The 21758-nt window shown below is 34.4% G+C and carries 19 protein-coding genes; 9 read left to right on the forward strand and 10 right to left on the reverse strand.

Annotated features, from left to right (window positions below):
• The first annotated feature begins 9 nt into the window (after positions 1–9).
• Entirely contained in the window at positions 10–333 is a 324-nt protein-coding gene (locus CQ022_RS07130; RefSeq protein ID WP_105680752.1) for a hypothetical protein, read from the forward strand.
• Between the two features lie 93 nt (positions 334–426).
• Positions 427–765 carry a hypothetical protein gene (locus CQ022_RS07135; protein WP_105680753.1) on the forward strand — a complete coding sequence of 113 codons (339 nt, stop codon included), beginning with the start codon at positions 427–429 and terminating at the stop codon, positions 763–765.
• 184 nt (positions 766–949) lie between these two features.
• Here CQ022_RS07135 and CQ022_RS07140 read toward each other — a convergent pair whose 3' ends face one another.
• The 3 genes from CQ022_RS07140 to CQ022_RS07150 form a co-directional block, all read right to left on the reverse strand.
• Positions 950–1468, reverse strand: coding sequence for a DUF2911 domain-containing protein (locus CQ022_RS07140; protein WP_105680754.1), 519 nt, complete (start codon positions 1466–1468; stop codon positions 950–952).
• 35 nt (positions 1469–1503) lie between these two features.
• Complete coding sequence (locus CQ022_RS07145; RefSeq protein WP_105680755.1) at positions 1504–3195, reverse strand: sodium:solute symporter; 1692 nt, start codon at positions 3193–3195, stop codon at positions 1504–1506.
• Positions 3196–3295: 100 nt separating this feature from the next.
• Complete coding sequence (locus tag CQ022_RS07150) at positions 3296–5800, reverse strand: PIG-L family deacetylase (RefSeq protein ID WP_105680756.1); 2505 nt, start codon at positions 5798–5800, stop codon at positions 3296–3298.
• Between the two features lie 653 nt (positions 5801–6453).
• Here CQ022_RS07150 and CQ022_RS07155 point away from each other — a divergent pair.
• On the forward strand, positions 6454–7671 hold the full coding sequence (locus CQ022_RS07155; RefSeq protein ID WP_105680757.1) for a hypothetical protein: 1218 nt from the start codon (positions 6454–6456) through the stop codon (positions 7669–7671).
• Positions 7672–8018: 347 nt separating this feature from the next.
• Here CQ022_RS07155 and CQ022_RS07160 read toward each other — a convergent pair whose 3' ends face one another.
• From CQ022_RS07160 to CQ022_RS07180, 5 genes are all read right to left on the reverse strand, one after another.
• A complete protein-coding gene (locus tag CQ022_RS07160) occupies positions 8019–9098 on the reverse strand; it encodes a restriction endonuclease (RefSeq protein WP_105680758.1) in 1080 nt (359 codons plus the stop codon).
• A complete protein-coding gene (locus CQ022_RS07165) occupies positions 9079–10260 on the reverse strand; it encodes a DNA cytosine methyltransferase (RefSeq protein ID WP_228421484.1) in 1182 nt (393 codons plus the stop codon). Before CQ022_RS07165 ends, CQ022_RS07160 begins: the two co-directional genes overlap by 20 nt.
• Before the next feature lie 457 nt (positions 10261–10717).
• Positions 10718–11389, reverse strand: a complete 672-nt coding sequence (locus CQ022_RS07170; protein ID WP_105680759.1) for a hypothetical protein — start codon at positions 11387–11389, stop codon at positions 10718–10720.
• 142 nt (positions 11390–11531) lie between these two features.
• Entirely contained in the window at positions 11532–12236 is a 705-nt protein-coding gene (locus CQ022_RS07175; protein WP_105680760.1) for a LytR/AlgR family response regulator transcription factor, read from the reverse strand.
• An 84-nt stretch (positions 12237–12320) separates the two neighbouring features.
• Positions 12321–13100, reverse strand: coding sequence for a sensor histidine kinase (locus CQ022_RS07180; RefSeq protein ID WP_165791593.1), 780 nt, complete (start codon positions 13098–13100; stop codon positions 12321–12323).
• A gap of 578 nt (positions 13101–13678) precedes the next feature.
• Between CQ022_RS07180 and CQ022_RS07185 the strand changes: the two genes are divergently transcribed.
• A complete protein-coding gene (locus CQ022_RS07185) occupies positions 13679–14767 on the forward strand; it encodes a hypothetical protein (protein ID WP_105680762.1) in 1089 nt (362 codons plus the stop codon).
• Positions 14768–14860: 93 nt separating this feature from the next.
• Here CQ022_RS07185 and CQ022_RS07190 read toward each other — a convergent pair whose 3' ends face one another.
• Positions 14861–16159, reverse strand: a complete 1299-nt coding sequence (locus CQ022_RS07190; RefSeq protein WP_105680763.1) for a serine hydrolase domain-containing protein — start codon at positions 16157–16159, stop codon at positions 14861–14863.
• A 76-nt stretch (positions 16160–16235) separates the two neighbouring features.
• Positions 16236–17060 carry a helix-turn-helix domain-containing protein gene (locus tag CQ022_RS07195; RefSeq protein ID WP_105680764.1) on the reverse strand — a complete coding sequence of 275 codons (825 nt, stop codon included), beginning with the start codon at positions 17058–17060 and terminating at the stop codon, positions 16236–16238.
• A 749-nt stretch (positions 17061–17809) separates the two neighbouring features.
• On the opposite strand from CQ022_RS07195, the gene CQ022_RS23165 reads away from it, so the two are divergent.
• From CQ022_RS23165 to CQ022_RS07220, 5 genes are all read left to right on the forward strand, one after another.
• Positions 17810–18475, forward strand: a complete 666-nt coding sequence (locus tag CQ022_RS23165; protein ID WP_228421485.1) for a helix-turn-helix domain-containing protein — start codon at positions 17810–17812, stop codon at positions 18473–18475.
• A 90-nt stretch (positions 18476–18565) separates the two neighbouring features.
• Positions 18566–19105 (forward strand): DUF3575 domain-containing protein, encoded by a 540-nt coding sequence (locus CQ022_RS07205; RefSeq protein WP_105680766.1) that lies wholly within the window; start codon positions 18566–18568, stop codon positions 19103–19105.
• Positions 19106–19449: 344 nt separating this feature from the next.
• Positions 19450–20286: a hypothetical protein gene (locus CQ022_RS07210; protein ID WP_105680767.1), complete on the forward strand. Its 837-nt coding sequence runs from the start codon at positions 19450–19452 to the stop codon at positions 20284–20286.
• A complete protein-coding gene (locus CQ022_RS07215) occupies positions 20270–20842 on the forward strand; it encodes an SdpA family antimicrobial peptide system protein (RefSeq protein WP_105680768.1) in 573 nt (190 codons plus the stop codon). Before CQ022_RS07210 ends, CQ022_RS07215 begins: the two co-directional genes overlap by 17 nt.
• Positions 20830–21732: a sporulation-delaying protein SdpB family protein gene (locus CQ022_RS07220; RefSeq protein WP_105680769.1), complete on the forward strand. Its 903-nt coding sequence runs from the start codon at positions 20830–20832 to the stop codon at positions 21730–21732. The genes CQ022_RS07215 and CQ022_RS07220 overlap by 13 nt, the downstream gene beginning before the upstream one ends.
• Positions 21733–21758: the final 26 nt, after the last annotated feature.

Below are 21758 nucleotides of genomic sequence, written 5' to 3' on the forward strand. Positions count from 1 at the left end.
AATAGATAAATGTATACAGATTTAGAAGACAAGTTAACGAAAAATTATTATCGTGAAATAGTTGGAAAAGCCTTATTACAGGCAAAAGAAGAATACGAAAGATCTCCTGATAATCCAATGAATGTTTCTTTTTATAATCAATTACTGGATATCAAAAAAACAGTCATTGACAATAATGAAGTTTATACAAAAGACGAAGCTTATCAAAAATATCCAATGGCAGTAATGATAGCAAGAAATTTTGTTGCAGAAGAAGCCAATACAGATTATGCCAATATGCTGAAAGATATCGTCTGGGGAATATCACTATATCCCACTATGATTGAAGGATAAAAAATTGATATAAAAACTCAAAATCATGTTAGATAAGCTTTTAAAAACAAAGTTTATCATTAAGAATGTATTAAAACTTATAACTAATCAGATATGATCATAAAAAACGAAATAACCAGGCAAAAATTATTTGATGGCGATGAACAAGAATGTCTAAAAGAAATTTTTGAAATTGAAAATCAGAAAATCAAACTGATTGATTTTTATAACAGTCCGTTAAGAGATTTAAAAAAAGAAATAGATAATGAAAGTTTTGAAACCATTGTCAGAGAAAGTGGATTGAATGTAAAAAACACTTTCATTGAAAAATATGTATCTGAAGAGGGATTGGAAGTTCATTATCTGAAAAAGAATGATGGGATCTATCTGTTTTCCTATGGAGAATTTCAGCCCGGAAGGTATATGCTATTTTTAGAAGGTATTTATCATTAAACAAAAAATAAAATCAGAGCAGATTATTTCTGCTCTGATTGTTTTTGTGCTCAACATTGTAGGCGTAAAATGCTTATTCTGTTTTGAAATAAACAGGCCGAAATTACCTCAGTAGTAATACAATATCAAAGTTTTAACCAAAAAAATCCCGAATTAACGGGATTTTAATTTCTTATATTTAAATTTATTTGATCTCAACAGGAACTGAAATTTTGTCCCAATCCATTGTGATTCCATTATTGTTTACTTTATACACTAAAGCTTCCTGTGTTGCCGGTAAAGCTTTTGTTTTTACATCCACACGTAAAGCATCTTTAGCCTGTTCGTATTTATAAGCGCCCCATTGTTTTGGCTCTTTGTTAAAAATTGCGGTCCAGGTTCCGCTTTGTTTAGGGATTAAGAAAAAGCTGTATTTACCTGCAGGCAGTTTTTTACCCTGAACGGTAATGTCTTTATCCGTTTCGAAGGTCGTTGCTTCATTGGCTCCCGCACGCCAAACTTTATCATAAGCTTCTAATCCGCCCCAGATTGTACGCCCTTTAACAGAAGGACTGCTATAAGCAATTGTAATGGTAGCATCTTTAATTTTTCCCGTAGCAGTAGCCGGAGGGCTGGCAGGTTTTTTAGTTTCCTGTGCAAAAGCATTTACTGAAAGCGTCACTGCTGCGAAAAGTACTGTAGCAGATTTAATCATTGTTTTCATATTATTTTTATTTGTTTGTTTTTATTATTGTTCGTTTACGAATTTACTGCTTTCGGTTTATAAAACAGTAATCCAATTGTAGAAAATATAATGACTGCCGCTGCCCCGATTACATTAAGCCAAAGGAAAGAAACGATATCTAGCTGATACACGGCAATAACCGTAATTTCAGATAAAATGGCAGCAATAAATACATTCGCACCATTGATCTTTTTGTAATAAAATGCGACCAGAAAAATTCCCAATATCGGTCCGTAGAAAAGAGAACCCAATACATTAACCGCTTCAATAAGGGAACCCATCTGCGTGGCAAACATGGCTACACCGATTGAAAAAATACCCCAGGCTAAAGTATGCAGTCGGCTGTACTTCAATTCGGTGGCATCATCCGGAATATCTTTTCTAAATATCAAATGAACATCTTTTAATGAGCAGGCGGCAAGAGAATTCAGTGCAGCTGAAATGGAACCCCAGCTGGCCAGAAAAATGACAGCAAACAGTAAACCGATCATTCCTACAGGCAAGGTGTTTTTCACGAAATACAGAAAAATGTAATTCGTATCCGTTTTCTCCGCATTATAGTTTGAATGATTGATCGCTTCCTCTACCCTTCCGTGAAGTTCTTTTACCTGGGTTTGAGTATTTTTAAAATCCTGAATCGTTTTTTTGAGTTGGGGAGATTGAGTTTCTTTCAGCTTTAGAATTTCTTTCGATTCTGCATTAAATTTTATTTGTAAATCCTGATGTTCTTTTTCGAAAACGGCAGCCTGTTCAGGTTTTGTTTCCTTTAAATATTGGTAAGAGCGTTCGTTAAAATAAATCGGAGCCGGTTTTAGAGAAAAGAATGCGAAAAGCAAAGCACCAATCAGAAGAATAGCAAATTGCATCGGGATTTTCACCAATCCGTTCAACAGCAAACCCATTTTTGCGTTGGTATTGTCTTTCGCAGTGATATATCTCCCAACCTGACTCTGGTCTGTACCAAAATAAGAAAGCGCAAGAAAGAAACCACCAATAAGCCCGCTCCAGATATTGTATTTATCTTTCCAATCGAATTCTGTAGTGATTACATTGAGCTTTCCGGATTTCCCCGCCAGATAAAGCGCATCTTTAAAACCGATTCCATTCGGCATATTTTGAATAAGCAAATAACCTGCAAAGGCCATTGTTCCCAGAATAATAAGAAACTGTAATTTTTGGGTGTGAGCAATTGCTTTTGCTCCGCCAACATAGGTATAAATCAGCAGAATACCACCTGTCAGAACATTGGTTAAATAAATATTCCAGTTTAAAACACTTGATAAGATGATACTTGGAGCATAAATGCTGATTCCTGTGGATAAGCCTCTTGAAAAAAGAAATAGCAGTGAAGTGAGTACCCTTGTTTTTTTATCAAAACGGTTTTCTAAATATTCGTAGGCGGTGTAAACATTTAAGCGTTGAAAAATTGGGATGAAAGTAATGCAGATAACAATCATCGCCAAAGGCAAACCAAAGTAATACTGCACGAAACGCATACCGTCTGTATATGCCTGGCCTGGTGCTGAAAGAAATGTAATGGCACTTGCCTGCGTGGCCATAATCCCTAAAAGGACAATATACCAAGGCATTTTATTATCTGCTTTCAGGTAGGATGCGTTGCTTTTTTGCCCACGACCGATAAATACGCCGTAAACCACCACTGCAACAAGGGTAAAAATAAGAACTGTCCAATCTATATTACTCATGCCCAGAATTTAGTAAACCAATAATAAAATGCAATCTGCAATACTAATGCAGCTGCTAATAATATATACCACGTATTCCAATTTTTAAATTGTTTGTTCATCAGTTTTTCTGTGCAGATAAAAAGTTTAAAAATAAACGTGCCGCTCCAACATTTCCCGCAGGCAGCTGTCTGAAAAATGCCAATGGAGTATAAATAAAATTACCCTTTCCGTATTTGGCATATAAAGTTGATCCCTGCAGAGGCTCCTCATCTGCATCGTGCATTTCAAAAAGCGGTTCATACGCAGCATCCCATTGAGCAGGGAAATAAGCGCCACGCTCCTGTACCCAGCCTTTAAAATCATCCGTAGTAATTTTGTTTGGAAAGTTCAGTAATTTATGATTGGGATTTAACAACGTAACCTTGGCATTTTCTTCAGTAACCCGCTTATTGGCAATACTGAAATTGTACATTCCCAATTTGTCAACGGTGGTATCCTGATTAGTATTATACTGCATCATCAAATTGCCTCCAGCTTTTACATAAGACCATAAAAAAGGCATCCATCGCCCCAGCTTTTTCTCAGTGTTATTGGCACGAATACCCAATACGATGGCATCATATTGAGACAGCTTGCTTTGGCTACCGTTTTTGCCGGATTCATCTATGTTTCCATAAAAATCTTCGTCCTTCAGCACATCTACCTGAATCCCTGCAATGCGTAGGAACTCAGGAATGAAATCGCCCGCACCTTCTATGTAGCCCACTTTTTTAACATTCGCCTGAATATCACTTTTCATTACAGTTACAGTGGCAGGCGCAAAATATTGTAAGGAGGGTAAATGCGGGTACTGAATTAATACCTGTTTTTTATTATAGGTTACTCCATCTGCAACAAAATTGGCATCCAATGGCAAACGAGCCGAATGTATTGCGGCAAGCTTAGCTTTTGGAATAACATAATCGATGGTAGTATCTTTTCCATTGAGCGAACTTACCTCAGCACTGCCTAACCGCTCTCCGTTATACATCAGGTTGAGAATACCATTACTGTACTGTTTGTTAGAATTAATCTTAACATTTAAACTCAAAGGCAAATCTTCATTTTCTTTAACCCAATAAAGTGGTTGCGTAAATTTCAGTTCCAATGCAGGAACAATACGCAAGGCCTCAACCACATCACCACGCACAGGATCTAATTTCTTGAACGATAAAGGAAGTTTAACCTGAAACTTTTCTGAACCGATTTTTACATCAAGTAAAACATTCAGTGGTGATTCTGCCTCTGGCAAACCGACTAAAGTATCATTGGGAACAGAGAACGTTGCCGCATTCACCGCTGGTTTTGCCAACCAGTAAGGTTCTGTAAGCGCTGCATCTGCAGGAATCTGTATGTCATGCTGAATGGTAATTAAAGAATCTTTTGATAGTTTTCTGTTGAAGCTTTCTGATTGATTTAACCATTTAATATTTTCTAAAACAACCGAGTTTGTAGCTCTTGAGATCAAATTTAACCTGAAATTGTAATGATCTCCGGCAACTGCTTCAGCCTGGTTGGTAACCACCTCACCCATAAATCCGGCACAGCTTAAAATAATATTGTCGAGAGATTTTATTTTATCCTTTTTCAGATCTCCATCTTTTAATGCCATCACCTTTTTTCGCAAAGCAAGCAAAGCAGGTAAGCTGAGGTCTGGATTATTGAAATTGAAAGCGGAAATAATTGCATCTAATGATTGGTCAATATCAGCATTTCCTTGTGAAGTCCAGGTTTTAACAATTCCATCGAAAAGCGTTGTTTTTGCCGGCTCACCGATAACATGGGAGAAATATTCTGTTCTGATCCCGGCTACAGACTGTGTTCCGGCACCCTGGCTTTTATGTAAACTTCTGCTTAATCCTGCCAATTCACCATAGCCCATTCCCAGTTGTGCATCATATTGCCCAACGGTAACTTTCAGTTGATTTTCAGCGGTTGTATTCACTCCGCCAAAGCGGAAAGTATTCCACAATACACGTTTTGGCTGCCATGCATTAACATATTTTAGTTGATCCGGGAAAGCGGTTTTATCACCTGCAAGCTTAAAAGCTTTTTCCGCAACCACAGCCGAAGCCGCATGCTGTCCGTGACCTGCCGCAGCAGTAGGAGGAAAACGACAAATGATAACATCAGGACGGAATTTACGGATTACCCAGACTACATCCGCTGTGATACTGTCTGCATCCCATTGTTTAAAAGTATCAGTTGTATTTTTAGAGAACCCGAAATCAATCGCACGGGTAAAAAACTGTTGGGCGCCATCTAACTTTCTTGCCTCTAAAAGCTCATGTGTTCTGATTAATCCCAATGCGGCACCTTGTTCCGTTCCTAATAAATTCTGACCACCATCTCCTCTGGTTAAAGACAAATAACCCGTTTCTACGTTTTGGTCGTTGATTAACCAGGAGAGTAATCCCGTATTTTCATCATCGGGATGAGCCGCAAGGTATAAAACTTTAGGAAGATGTTTCAGCGTTTTGATTTCACGGTAAATTTCAGATGATTTTGAAGGCCGAACCTGTTGAGCCGAACAAAAAACCGTATAAAAACCAAGGATACATACAGTAATTACTTTTTTGAACATGTGAATTTGCTTTGCGAGGCAAATATAAGTAAATCATCTTTCTTTCAACATTAAAAGAAAAAGTACCTGAAAATCCCAAACATTCTATTATATTTTTCGTAGGATATTTACATAGGGTTGAAAAAATTAAAAACCAATGATATCACTTTAATTGTCTTTAATGCTTACAATTAAATTGCAATACCCTTGACCTACAAGATAATGATTTGATAAAAATGAAGCTTTGTAAAATAGATAATGTTTAAAATTATTTTTTGATTAAAAAGATAAGCGCAAAGTTCATTACTAATTCTGCTTTATTTTAAGTGAGCAAAATGATACAACTTTCTCGCTGATGAAGCAGTATGCTTATGCCTACTTCAGCAAATCAACGAAGTAGGCTCAATCCTTCACTTTCCTAAAATCAACAATTTCAAAAATGAAAGTTTTGCATCAAAAGCCCATCATCAATACATTGTTTTTTCAATCAAACACCAATAAAGAATATTATTTATAGAAAAATAGAATTTTACATTAATAATTTTAATCCAGTTTAAAATATCAAAATCAGATAAAATATTACAAATTAGTTAATTTTCATCAATTATAAAGGCATAGTTTTTTATTATCCATAAAAAAAGTTATATTTGACATACAACATAAATCACCCTAATATGAAAACAAAATTTACACAATTCTGTGCGATCCTTATTTCGGGATTCTCGTTTGCCCAAGTAGGGTTCAATACAACTTCACCCAAAACAATAGTGGATGTATCTGCTAAAAGAGATACTTCAGGGCTGATTACGGATAACACCCAAACATTCGGATTACAGGCCCCGAGGCTTACAAGAGCTGAGCTTACAGCCAATACAGCTACCTATGGCAGTGATCAGAGTGGCGCATTAATTTATATTACGGACGTTACGGGTGGAGATGCTACAGGACAACGTGTCAATGTCATTGCTATGGGCTATTATTATTTTGATGGATCTGTATGGCAGAGACTTACGCAAGCAACAAACCCCATCTCTCCTGCAATTTCTGCATTACAATGTACTTCAGCTTACTTAAGTCCTTCTACCTACACTGCCGGTATCCCCTTCACCGGAAACCTAAAAGTTACCTATAGTCAAGGAAACGGAGGTTCATATAATTCAGGAACTCCTTTTACCGTAAACGGATTAACCTTCCAGCTAAGACCCGGCACTCTGGAGTTTGGTGATGGCGAATTGGTATTCTCAGTGAGTGGAACCCCTACCACGGCTAATGATATGACTCTTCCCCTAAACAGTACTGCAGTTCCTTTCTTAACAGCAGTACAAAACTGTACCGCTACCGTAGGAAATAGCAGCCGGGCAGACATTGCACCTGTTGCTGCAATGGGATATCCTACCTTGACAAGCGATCCCAACGGGAAACAAGCGTATACCTTCCCTCTTGCAACCCCGGATGGTAAGTATTCCATCAGGGTAATATTTGATACCACAAGTGGTACAACCGCCGCAATTCCTAACGTACAATTATATAACAATACAGGCGCTACCGTAAATCTCTATTGGAATTATAATACCGAATATGGCGGCTATATTGGTTCAGCGGTAACCACAAACAATATCACTTCAGGAGTATGGGGCGGTATGGCAGATTCATCAGCGACCTGGTTTCCTCAAGGCACCGGAGCAATAGGAAACGCTTACTGGGGGAACGTAGGGATTATAGATGGAGCCGGTGGCGGACCTGAGCATAGAAGATATACCTGGATAGACAGTAATTCTTCTTCAAAAACCGCTTATACCGCAACCATTATGGCAGGAGCCCCTACTTCAGGCAGTGCCCAACCCAATCTTACCAAAATTTATATAAAGATAGAGCAGGTAAAAGCACAATAATATAATGCCCCTTTTTAGGGGCATTCCTTATTAAGGTACGAAGTTTACGGTATCGGCATCGATGTAAAATCATAGTGATATTCGTATCACTTACTCTCCGAAGCCTCCTGACTTTGGAACAATTTTAAAGGAAATAATCTTATGACTTTACCAACTCAGCGGGAGATATATTTGAAATTATTTATGGATTAAAGAGATAAACGCAAAGTTTATGAATCATTACGTTTTTATTCTAAGTAGGCAAAGTGATGCGACTTTGTCGCTGATGAAGCGGTAGGGTTTGTTCAGATTAGTTTTAAAATATTCTCCAAAATCAGTAGACTTTGGAGAATATTAATATTATCATCCTACTTCACTAAAACAGGCTCCATAAAACAATCTAAAAACTCCTCAGTAACACCTCTAAGCTTTCGCTTTTGGCATAATGCATAAAGTTCTTCTACTGCTGAATAAGTAAAATATCTTGTATCAAGATCGTGAAATTGCAGTTTGTTTGCTTCTTTTATTACCTTATCTCGGTCTTCATCTGGAGCAACAATTACATATCTGGTTGGAAAAGGAGGAAATTTATCCTTAAAGTTTTTCATCCTAGTCAGGCCACTTGTTACACCTGTTGAGTGTTCAACTTCCATTACTGCTGGCATAAGCCTTCCATTTTTAAACCAAATGCAATCAATTAGTAGAGCCGCTTGGATAGCATCATCATAAGCAGTCATTAATTTCTCATCTTTAAGCGATGCAATTACTCCTTCATATTCTCCAATTCTTTTGTTTTGGTATAAAATACCTTTATCATTTTGAGCTATCCAAGTTCTAAAACCCAACTGTTTACCTATAAAATAAAGGGCAATCTGTATTTGGGCATGTCTTCTTTTTACATCAATATCTATTTCTTGCTGCTCAAAATTATCGGGTAGAACTAAAGAATCATAAAATACATCAAGTGTAGGAACTTCTGATATTACTATATCAGTTTCAATCTTAATTAAAACACCACTTTTATGAGGAGCATCTGGCCTCCACATTAAATGCTTATGTCCATGCTTGATTGAAGAAATTCCTCCCTTATTTTCAACACGTCCTGGATAACAAAAATAGAATTCAGGTGTATGTGCAAGCAATGCTTCAAATACACTTCTAGTATTATAACTTGCACCTAAAACCCTGTCAAAATTAATTGGTTGGTTTGGATTGAAAGCATTAGCTACTCTCCAAATCATTTCACTAGAAATACTTTCAATCTTTTGATCTACTTCAGTTTCTCCTAAAGAAGGATTCCATCTTTTAATTCTAATTGGGCCCTCAGGCATATCGACCCCTTCTATTTTAATAACACCTTTTGTCTTAGGATTAATATAATTATATGTGAGCCTTTTATCCAATTGGTTGATAAATGCAACAATGTTACTAGCTGATAATTTCTGCATGCTTTAACTCTTTATTCTTTATTTTTTCAATAAAAACACTTATTGTTTCCGCCAATCCTTTAGCAGCAAGGTATGGCACGCCATTTCCTATTGTTTTAAACATATTGGATAAAGAAATATGTTCAGGAATAACAAAATTTATCGGTAAAGATTGAATTGCCAACGCCTCTGCAGCTGAAAGCCTCCTTGGCTTATAAGGATGAAGATGAACCTCATTATTTCCATACGCTGCTGTTGGTGAATAACGCCAACGATGAAGTCTTTTATATGACTTTTTAAGGTCGTCTCCTTCCTGAATTGACTGAAATTTGATTAAACCTGCTCTAGGTTGAAAATAATGTTTTGAATTAGGATGATTTACTACATTATTTTTATCAAACCAATATTGAACTGTTAGTTTTTTTTCAATCCCTTTAGGCATTGGTTTCAAACCGTCTTCAACATATGTCTCTTGTTTAGGCCACTCTTTAGACAGAACATCTTTAGAGTTATATATTGTTTTAACATTCCAATCAAATGATTTTAAAAATGGAGAACCGTTCAATTCCATTCCCATTTCTAATAAGGCATTCCTTTTAAATCCTAACAAAATAATTCTTTCTCTATCTTGAGGTGCACCAAAATCAAGAGCATTAATAAGCTTTTCTGTTAAATAATAACCATTTTCAATCAACTTAAGCTTCATTTCATCAAAAAAAGCCCTGTGTTTTTTTGTTCTATACAAGCCTTTAACATTTTCAAAAAGAAAGAAGTCCGGACTATTTCTAACAATTAATTCAATATATGTCCCAGACAGTTTTCCATTTTCTCCTTCTATTCCCTTATTTTTTCCTCCCACTGAAAAATCAGGGCAGGGTGGCCCTCCAATAAATCCTATTAAATCAAATTTAGTTCTTGCTGTATTTATATTTTTCTGTAATTCATTAGTCTTCGCTTCATTAAGAAAATCACAAATATCATCAGTATTATGCCCAAAAATTGGTTCTTTAATCTTCAGTCCTTTTCTGGAAGATTTATAAATTTCCATGAATGGTTTATGATATTCATTAACAAAAAGAGTTTCATAACCTTTAGTCGTTTCAAAGCCTAAATCAAGAAAACCAGCCCCTGCAAAAAAGGAAAAAATCCCAATCTTAGTATTCATTTTTTTATTTTCTGACATAGCGCAAATTTACAATTAAATAATTTTTCAAAGAGCTTTTTCCTTATTATTTACAACGTAAGAATTTAGTTTGATATCTCATTCCATTTTTGAGAGTTCCTAACTTTAAATAACATATCCCCCCCTTGAAGTCTCCCAATTTGGAACAAGTTCAAAGGAAGTAATCTTATTTACTAGCTCAAAATTCCTCAACTTTATTCATCAAAAATCAAAACAAAAAAACATCTAATCCTCTATTGTAATAGAGGATTAGATGTTTTTCACCAACCCTACTCTACAATTTTGCACCTTCCTTTCTTCAGAATTATTATCAGCAATCGCATTTTTGCTGCCGAAGCCATTTGCTGAAAATTATGATTTATCTATAATCCACTCTCCGAGATATACTGATTTTGAAGTTTAAAAGGAAATAATCATTTTTACCAGTTCAAGGCCTGAAACTTTGCATAACAAAAAATTACGCTTTCCTAATCACATTCCGCGTAAGATAAATATAATTAAACATACAAAACGTTGCTATCGCCCCGAAAGTATGCCACAAAAAATGCGTTCCAAAACTCAACCATTCCCACTTATCAACGATACGGAAGGTCAGTGCAAAAACAAATGATAGTACAGCAAAACCTACCCATTTGCCAGCTTTCCAATGAGTATATATCAAATACCTTATGACCGAGAAAACTACCAATGAGGCCATGATTGCATAATTGACGTTGATAAAGAGAGAAGGGTTATCTACCAGAATCCAGTTTCTCAAAGTAAACATAAGTGCTACATATCCCAGAACCATTGCAACAGCATAGTACCATCTGGTGCTCTGGGTTACAAAATAAAATCCAGCAGAAAGGCATAACAACATAATGGGCAGCCAATCCATCATGATAAATACCGGCCATTGTCTGAAAGAATGGTAAACAGTTCCTCCTATGGCACCAATATATAATAAAACTAAGCAGTAGGTTAAAAAAGGATATTCTTTAAAATTATCCTTTATTTTAAGAGTCCAGAAAATAGCTATGGCTAGAAAAAATAGGGCAGTTATTGCATTTAATGGCTCAGGGAAAAACTGAGTCATATCTGTTTCTTTATATAACATGCCTCCATCCGGAGGTATTAGGTTTATTGGCATTGTCTTTTTTTATATTACTATTTGTAGGCAAGCGGCAGAGTGTAAAATATAAACACAAGCCATTTTAATAATCATTTTAAGAAGTTCAATCTTTCTTTAAGGCTTCAATATTTTATCCTGGGGTTTATTGAATTCGGTTTTACTATTTTGAAATAACTGTTTCTAAATAATTTTGCCAGTTTTCTTTGTAGCTGGTTCCAATGGGAATTTCAATGGAGTTGATCTCAATTTCGTTCTTAGTATAAGCCGTCATTTTTTTGGTATGAATAATAAAAGAACGATGAATTCTAATAAAATCAAAATTCAATAATTTTTCAAAAACCGAGATATTCTGTTTTATATGATGTGATATTCCATTTTCCAAATGAATCGTTATGTAATCTTTCAGGCTTTCGATATACATAATTTCATTAAAGATAATTTTAATATGTCTATTGCCACTGGTTACAAAAATATGATCTTCAGATTCCGCATTAACTTCTTTCTTTGGCGGTTGAAGTTGTTTAAATTTTTCTATTGAAACAAAAAAACGATCAAAAGTAATCGGCTTCAAAAGATAATCGATTACATTAAGTTCATACCCTTCAATAGCATACTCTCTGTAACCTGTTGTAAAAATTACTTTGGGTGGATTTTTTATTTTTTTCAAGAAATCATTTCCTTTCAGTAGAGGCATTTCAATATCTAAGAAGATTAAATCTACAGAGTTATACTCTAAAAAGGAATACGCTTTCAATGCATTTTCAAAAGAATCTATTAACTCAAAACTTTCAAAGTTGGCCAAATGAGAAGCTATTAATTCTCTTGCCAAAGGTTCGTCGTCAACAATAATACATCTATGTTTCATGCGGGATAAGTGATTTGAATTCCAAAAGCTAATTTAATGGTTTTGAATGATCTATTCACAGTCTTATAAAAGTTCTTTCCCGTTTTAATTTTTCAGCCAAAGTTTAACTTTATAAAACGTCTTCGTTTCTTCAATTTCCAATTGATGTTTTTTGGGATATAATAAATCCAATTGTTTCCGGACATTTTCTAAACCAATTTTAGATTGGTCTGAAATCCGGGTCAATTCATTTTGAGGTTTTGTGTTCTCAATGCTGAAAATAATCTGGCCTTTTTTACTTTCTAAATTCAGTCTGATTGTTGCTTTTTCAGTTTCATTAATAACCCCATGCTTAAAAGCATTTTCGATAAAAGTCAATACAATTAAAGGCGAAATTTTATTACTTTCCTGAATATCTTTCGTAAATAAAATATCCAATCTGTTTTCGTCATACCGCAATTTTTCCAAAGCAATATAATTCTCAATCAGCATAATTTCTTTTTCAACAGAAACATAATCTTCATTGCAGCGGTATAAAACAAAGTCTAAAATCTCAGATAATTTAGCAATTACCTCAGGTGCCTTATCATCTTTTTTTAGGGCTAGAGTATATAGATTATTTAAAGTATTAAACAAGAAATGAGGATTCAGCTGGTTTTTCAGCACCTTTAATTCTATCGATCTTTTTTCTTCTTCCACTTTTAAAAGACGCGTTTGTTTGCGATTAAAACTGATAAATCCTAAAATAATAACAGGGTATGTGATAAAAGAAAACTCTCTTACGATCAATTTGCCCGAAGTAAGACGTTCACGAATCGTCATGGTATGACCAAGCCAATTATCAAAGAAAGTTGGGAATCTGGGTTCCAGATAATAAAATTTCAAGATTATTAAAAGAGCAAAAACAAGATAAAGCCAGCCTAAGGCAGAAATAATGAAAAGTAAATATTTTTTTTTATTTAATGTTTCCGGAATAATCCAATATATCAAACCATAAGCAGCAGCGGCTTGTGCTAAAATTTTCCAGGAATAAACAACAAAGAATGCATAAGAATCTTCTTGATCAGATTTATTTGCAAAAAAAAACAGCAAAAATAAAATCCAGTAGAGACAATGAAGCGCCGTCCTTTTTAAGTCAATGCTGTTGAGAAGATTCATTATATATTTTAATTAACAGCAAAGTAACAAAATATAGACATAAGGCACGTCAATTAATCTGAATAGTATGTTTTAGCTTCTAAAAACTGCATTTCAGCATACGAATTCCATAAAATGTAAAAATCTATTATTTGAATGCTGAAACAAGGTCTTCAATTGCCCTCAAAACAAGATCATAATGACATGATTATTTTCGCTTAAAATAACAGAAATGATCAAATTTATTATTCCACCAGCAGCACTGTTAAGTAATATGCTCAAATAAAAAAACTTTTAACGAAAAATGATTAACCCAACAATACGAAATGAAAAAAGGAATTAAAAAAGCAATTGGCATTCTGATTCTAATGAGTACCATACACTTGTTTTCACAAGAGACCCAACAAGAAATAGTATACAGCAAAACTTCTAAACTCATAAAGCCAACCTTGTTTGCTGATTTGGGAGAAACCAATCAAACGCCAGACGGAATGGCTTTAGATAAAAAGGGTAATCTATTTTTATCGATCACAAATCCAATTTCATTTGATCAATATGGAAGCAGAATTCTAACTTTTGATAAAAATGATAAACCCGTGATTTGGTTTGATCAACTTCCCTTGCATCCTATTACTAAAAAAGTGCATCCAATGGGAATGGAATTTGGTCCTGACGGGAATTTATATTTTATGGATAATCAGTTTTTTACAGGAAACGAAAACTTTTCAAGATTGATTCGGATTATTGTAAAAGACGGGAAACCTTTACATGCTGAGGTTTTGGTTGAAGGATTTAATTTTGGAGAAGCTGTAAGATGGTATAAAAACCGGGTTTATATAACAGATGCTTTATTTAAAAACAGAAGAGAAAGCGGAATTTACAGTTTTTCATTGGAACAATTAAATTCTAAAAATATCACCTTAGATGCAGCCAATAAGAAGAATTATCTCATTGCAACTTTTACTTTAAAACCTGAAGTTACGAAAAATACGATAGGAATTGACGGGATTGCTTTTGATAAAAAAGGAAATTTGTACGCCGGAAATTTTGGAGATGGAGTGATTAATAAACTGGAATTTGACAAAGATGGAAAAGTAAAATCGAATAAAATAGTTTTCAATTCAGATCAGTTAAAATGCTGTGACGGTTTTTTTTATGATGAAAAAAGAAATTCGATTTTTATTGCCAATTATGAGAATAACAGTGTACATCAGCTCAACTTAGATACGAATACAATTTCGCTGATTTGGGAAAATGACAATGCAGACGGTTCTGATGGAAAACTGGATAACCCTTGTGAAACGATTATCTATAAAGGGAAATTATTAGTAGTTAATTATGATACTTTTCCAGGGGAAAAGAATGAAGGAACAGATGCTTTTCATACTATATCAAGCTTTGATTTGAGTAATTGAATTGAAATTAAATATTCTCCGTAAAATATATATAAAGGAAAAAGACAATCGAAGTCAACTAAAGTCAAAATATGTCAACTTCGATTGTCTCAATTACTTACTTCTTCTTACCACTTCTTTCACTCCACCTTTTGTCAGAATTATAGAATTGTAAAGACCCGCACTATCTGGAATGAATTCAACGGTTCTGTCATTATTATCCTCTCTAAAAAATTTGGTTTTAGATTCTGGGATGAGTTCCATATCAGCATTGTTAAAATAAAGTTTACCATCAATTTTCAATATGTCAATTTTATCATACTTACCGATATATTGATCGTATAAATTGGGGTCTATTTCAACCCGGTGATGTTGGTAAGGAAGCTCAACCTCTTTTCCCAATGCAATGGCAGAAAGTCCATAACTTATAATATAGGAAAATGATTCATTATTGGAAAGTACGGTCACAAAAAGCTTATCGTCCGTAAAGCGGTTAAAAGAAGTCATTGTCCCGAAAAAACCTCCATCATGAGCAATTAATTGATACCCTTGATTGTAAAACGGATTGATTACAAAGCCATACCCCCAATTTTCAGCTCCATAGGGACTAAACATGAGTTTCTTCATCTTTGCAGAAAGAATATCAGTTCCATATAAGGCTTTATCCCATAAGGCCAGATCTTCAACAGTGGAATAAACACCATCATGCCCTACATTAATTTCCCAGTTGATATACGGATTATGAATAAGCCCATTTTCTGTACGATAGTAAGCCTTTGCTTTTTTTTCAACAATCGATTCGTTATTACTAACACCCGTATTCTTCATTCCTGCTTTTTCAAATATATTCTTCTTTAAGAAAATGGCATACTTCTCCCCTGACACTTTTTCAATGATCTTAGCCAACAAATAATAGCCGATATTGCTGTATCCGCTTTTAGTTCCTGGAGAAAATTCGTAAGGTATTTTCTTTATTTCGGCATAGGCAGCATCCTTGTCCATTGAGCTTAAAGCTATTTCTTTAAAACCCATAGCCAGCCCTGAAGTATGTGATAACAACATATGGATCGTAACACTATCGGCTTTGGGGTAGTCTGGTAAAAATGTACTCAGTTTATCATCAAGAGACAGTTTTCCTTTTTCAGTCAATAGAAGTATAGCTGCGGCGGTAAATTGTTTGGTTACTGAGGCCAACTGAAATTTAGTATCTATGGTGTTTTTAATATTCCACTCATAATCTGCCAAACCATAGGCTTTTTTTAGTAAAACCCGGCCATCTTTCGACACAAGAACAGCTCCGCTAAAATGATTTATTTCAACCTGAGCCTGCATATATTTCTCAAGATTGGCTGGCCCATTTTTCTGTCCAAAAATAAGAATTGGGAATAAAAGTAATATTAGGATTGGCTTCATAAACTATTGAATGACATGATTAAGCTGCAATGTTACTATTTAATCAATCATCATCATTGTATTTTTGTAAACCCTGCTAAATAAACATCCATTTTATGAGATCTTTTTCAAGTGTTGTTATTTTTGAAAAAAAAACTTTTGGGGTAAAACCTGTTAATTTTTTAAAATCCCTGATCATATGTGACTGATCAAAATAATCCACACTATAAGACAACCCTGCTCTATTTTTGTCGTCAAGCTGGCTTTGAATAGCAGCTCTGAATCTGATGATTTTTTTGAACTGGGAAGGTGTTTTACAAATATGCTGATCGAAATGCTTGTTGATTGTTGTTCGTGACCGACCCGTTGTATAAGACAATTTCGTCATAGATTGATTGAGGTTACTGGCATCGAACATTTCAGTCAGTACCTCAGCCAGCAAAACATTTTCAAACGGACGAAATTTTGAAAGCCAGTACAATTCTATCGCCTTGATTTTTTCAGCGGGGTCTTTTAAGGAAAGAATACTTGTCATGGTTTCTTTATAATCCTCATATGGATTAAAATCCGGGAAACTTCCCTCTGAATAATCTCTTAAATTATTCGGTATAAAAGCATTGATCCCCAATGGCTTAAAATAGGTAGTAATTTCATTGATTACGCCTTCATAGCTGACCAATACCGGTTCATTAAAATCGCTTACCAGATTGGTTTCAATGGGGTTGGACTGGCAGTATCTGGTTGTTATTTTGTTTTTAGTGGTCAGAGTTTCTGTTTTCTCACTAGCCGTGACAATGGTATAGATGCTCGGAAAGGTAAAATAAGTAGCAGAGGATTCTTCAGAGGGCTGCTCGAGAATATAAAAGCATTCAATATACTTTTTGAGAATAGGATTTTCAGGTCTATAGATTTTTATGGTCATCCTTTTTAGCTTTTAAATTTATGGGAATCCAGCTCAATTAGAAAAGGAAAGATACAAACTAAAATACCCAACAGAATTCAAACCAAAACAAATAATTTATACAATTTTAATTATCAAACATATATATCTAAAATACATGCACAATCTTTTAACAATGGGTTCGATACACCAACCCGCAAGTTCACAAAAAACCAAACAATTCATACGAAAGAGCTATATTTAAACAATAATTACCATGATATGCCAAAGCAGATCTTGAAAACACCTTTTATACAAAATTGATTTATACAACACTTTTAAACATTGCAGTTTTCCAGGGATTCATCTTAGGCTTAGTCATTTTAAAGTCTTCCCTGTTCAATAGCAATTCCAATAAATATTTAGCCTACTTACTATTTACGCTTTCAATTATTTTACTGAATTATGTTTTTGAGCTTCATCACGTATTTGCCTCCTATCCTCTTCTACATTTTACAGACAATATCAATTGGGTATTTCTAATGCCTGCTTTCCTATTCCTGTTTATCATAAACCGGATTGATCATACCAGAAAATACAAACAAAAAAAATATTTGTGTTTTATCCCATTTGCCTTTTCCGCTGTCCTTAACATTATCAACGATCTTGATCATGTTGCAGGAGTTTATACCTTGTCTGAGTCAGGCATGGTTATCATCCAAATATTGAATCTGATTCAAATTTTTTTAGCCATTACATTCATTCCATTCCTTCCAGTTTACTCTTATTTTATGATAAAACATTTAAAAGATTCACAGGAAAAAAAATGGATACTTACCTTTTTGACAATTGTTTCTTCTGTGCTGTTTATTTGGCTTATTACCGCTCTATCCGGCTTATTTTTCGACTATGACATTTCTTCCACGATGCGTGTCATAGCTTTATTGGCTACATTCATTATTCATTGGACAGCTTATATCGGTATTTACAAATATAAACTGGCCAAAAATAAAGATGCCATCTATAATTTACTCAATAATGATACCGCTGTTTTGTATACCCATCTGCCAGTGGTACATAATAGCACCCCACAAGAGTATAAGGAATCTATTACGGCAGATAATCTTTATTTTCAAAAACTGGAACTTCTTTGCAAAGAAGAGCACATTTATACCGACAGTACATTAAACAGAGAAAAAGTTGCCGAAAAACTAGGCATAAGCGCAGGGTATCTTTCACAAATTGTAAACACAATAACAGGAGATAACTTTGCCCATTATATCAATCAATATCGGGTGGAAGCTGTGAAGGAAATGATATCAGATCCGGAATATGAAAACTATACTTTGCTGACGATGGGATTAGAAGCCGGGTTTACTTCAAAAACAACTTTCTATAATTCCTTTAAAAAAGTAACCGGTCAAACTCCCAATGAATATAAAAACACCATCAAATAAGTACCATTTTATCCAGTCTTAAGCTTTTGAAACCTGCTTTAATTTTGATTATATGAGTTTTGCACTCAAATAATTCAAATTAGCTTTTTTATGAAAAAGAACTTTTTACTGCTCATCATTTTGTTTGCTTTTTGTTCTGTCAAGGCTCAAAATGATACTGATGCAAATCCCTATCACAAAAACAATGAAATTAAATTAAATTTAATTGCCCCGTTATCTGGTGCTGCGGAAGTAGGTTTTGAACGGTACCTCAACAAAAAATCATCACTGGGAATCTCTGCATTTTTTGTTTATGACAATACAAAAGAGAAAGACATGAATTACTTCATCTCCCCCTATTACAGATATTATTTTGGAAAAAAATATGCTTCCGGTTTCTTTGTTGAAGGATTTGGAATGTTCACCTCCATTGATGGAAAAAAAATATACGCAGCAGACAACATTACATTCACTGAAGGTAAAGATGTTTATGATCTTGCACTGGGTGCAGGCCTTGGCTGGAAGCTGGTTACCAGAAAGGGATTTGTTTTTGAAGCCAATGCAGCTTATGGAAAACTGATGTTCAATGCCAATAAAACAGATCATGACCAGGTGGTAAAACTTGGATTGAGTATTGGCTATCGATTTTAATATCTAAAAAGCATAACAGAAATTTTGTATGCAGTGGATACATTACAAGAATGAAGAATACATAAAATCCTGACGAAAGTTGGGATTTGTAGATTATATAACCTTTGTTCATTCAAGCAATTTATCTCACTGATAATCAAAACACAAAAAAAATAAATTATTCTCATTGCTTTCAAAAATCACCCCTATAACAAATAGGAGTTATTATATTGAAAACATTTAATCATTTCGTTCACAAAAAATAAATTTATACGCTATTCTTATATTTTTCCCATAAACATTTTGCATATTCACTGAAATATTTATATTTGCCCAGTCAAAAAAACTAATAAATTTATTTAACCATGAAAAGATTCAGAACAAATCTGCGTACGGTTTCTGTGTTACTTACACTTAACGTATTTTTAGCTTCATGCTCGAACAGCATTGATGATGCTTTAGGGAATTCACCCGAAAACTCCAAAACTGAAAAGAACCTTAATGGTGTTTCTTCAAAAATGGCCCAAGAATATTCTGGGGAAGAATTATTTGAAGGAATATTCTTTGCGTATGGGGATTTTGCTAAAAACATTGAATCTCACAAAGAGATCGTTGAAAAAGTAAATGCTGCACCTGCTGATCAAAAAGATTTATTTAACAAGAGATTCAGCAATTTCGTTAAAAGTGTAAAAACGAAGGATGCCGATTATTTTGAAAACTTCAAAAAAGAGATATTGAGTGGTGATAACTCAAATATCCAAAATGCGATTAAAAATGGATCTATCCATATTTATGAAAATGTAGCTATTATCTTACCTGAGTTTCAGCCTATAATGGATAAGCTTGAGCAAGACGAGGAATTACAGAATATGGTAGCAGAAGGCGGAGAAATCAGTCCTGAAGATCTTAAAAATTTAAATGTTAAATATCAGAAGTTTTTAGCTCAAAACTATGATGTTGAAGCGATTCCTTGCTCGTGGGCTGTAGCATGTTTTTACTATGCAGCTTTAGCAATTCATAATACAGTTGCAGTTACAGCTAATCTTGCTGTTGCGGGAGCTGTTGCGATTTACTTAGGGGTTACTTGGTGGGGACCTAAACTAACAAGTCCTAGAAAAGGAAAATCAATAAGCGTTATGAATGAGGATTACTTAAAATTTGAATTATTTGTTCAAGAAATTGCTGATGCTTCACAAAATTAAAAACCTGTTTTTAAACCTTAGATACACTGCCTTAGCAGTGTGTCTGGGTTTATTTGCAATAATTTCATTTATTATTGTTCTTATTTCAAGTATTCCTTTTAACCCTATTCAGTATAAATTTAACTATGTAAGTCAAGTTTACACCTATGCTCCTCAAGGTTGGGCATTTTTTACCCGAGAGGCAAAAGAAGATCAGGTTTATATTTATAAAATTGAAAATAATAAACTAGAGAAAATTAGCCAGAAACATGCGAACCTAAGCAACTTTATAGGGTTATCCCGTAAAGTATCAAAAATGACAATGGAAGTGGAAATCATTGCCACGATGCTGGACAAAAAAAAATTCCCTAAAACAACATGGAATTATGATGAAAATCTTTATGGTAAAATTCCAGATCAGTTTATTACCATTAAGAATCTCATAAAATCGCCTATTTTGTGTGGAGATTATTTAGTTGTCTACCATAGTATCGTTCCATGGGCATGGAGTAACTCAGCGTATAAAACAAGAATGCCCGCCAAAGTTATTAAAGTAAGAATAACATGTCAAAATTAAACACTATTGAAAATAAACTGAGAGCATTCGCTTTCACCCATGCACCTTATACCAATGTTGTGGGCTTATCAAGAAGCCTGATAGCACTGGGAACACTATTAACTCTTTTAATTAATCCGGTTGATACCATTTTTGTACGTAAAGTCTCTGGCAGCTTTATGATACCCACCTTGCAAAATGAGTTTGCCAGTAAAATCAACTTTTTTTATTTGCTTGGCAATCAGGATTTGGTCTTCATGAAATGGGGTGCAATTATTATTTTAGCCCTCGTTATCAGCGGTTATTTCCAAAAGATCACCTGCATATTACATTGGTGGATTTCTTTTAGCTTTTTGCATACCGCAGCAGTAATTGACGGAGGTGATCAGATTGCTACCATTCTGACTCTGCTTCTCATTCCTATTTGTATATTGGATAATAGGAAAAATCACTGGGATGCTAAAAAAGAAGAACATCGTGCAACAAATCTTATTTCGATTTGCTTTCTGTATATGATCCGTTTGCAGGTGGCCATCATTTACTTCCATGCCTCTGTAGGGAAATTTGCACATCCCGAATGGGCTAATGGAACCGCTATTTATTATTGGCTTCATCATTCCAATTTTGGGATGCCTGATACTTTTAATTTTTTAAATCCATTTTTAGGAAACTCTTTATTTATTACATGTTTAACCTATGGTGTACTGATTTTAGAATTGTTACTTTTTTTAGCGTTATTTGCTAGTAGAAAGTACAGATTATCTATTCTGGTAGTGGCTTTAGTATTCCATTTCTTTATCATTATTTTCCATGGGATATTTTCGTTCTTCTTCTCGATTAGTGCAGCATTAATTCTGTATTTGTATCCAACAAACGAAAATTTCAAATTAAAATGGTTTCAAAAAAAATAAAATTATTATTCTGCATTCCGTGCTTT

Origin of the sequence: Chryseobacterium culicis (assembly GCF_002979755.1) — a bacterium.
Taxonomy (GTDB): domain Bacteria; phylum Bacteroidota; class Bacteroidia; order Flavobacteriales; family Weeksellaceae; genus Chryseobacterium; species Chryseobacterium culicis_A.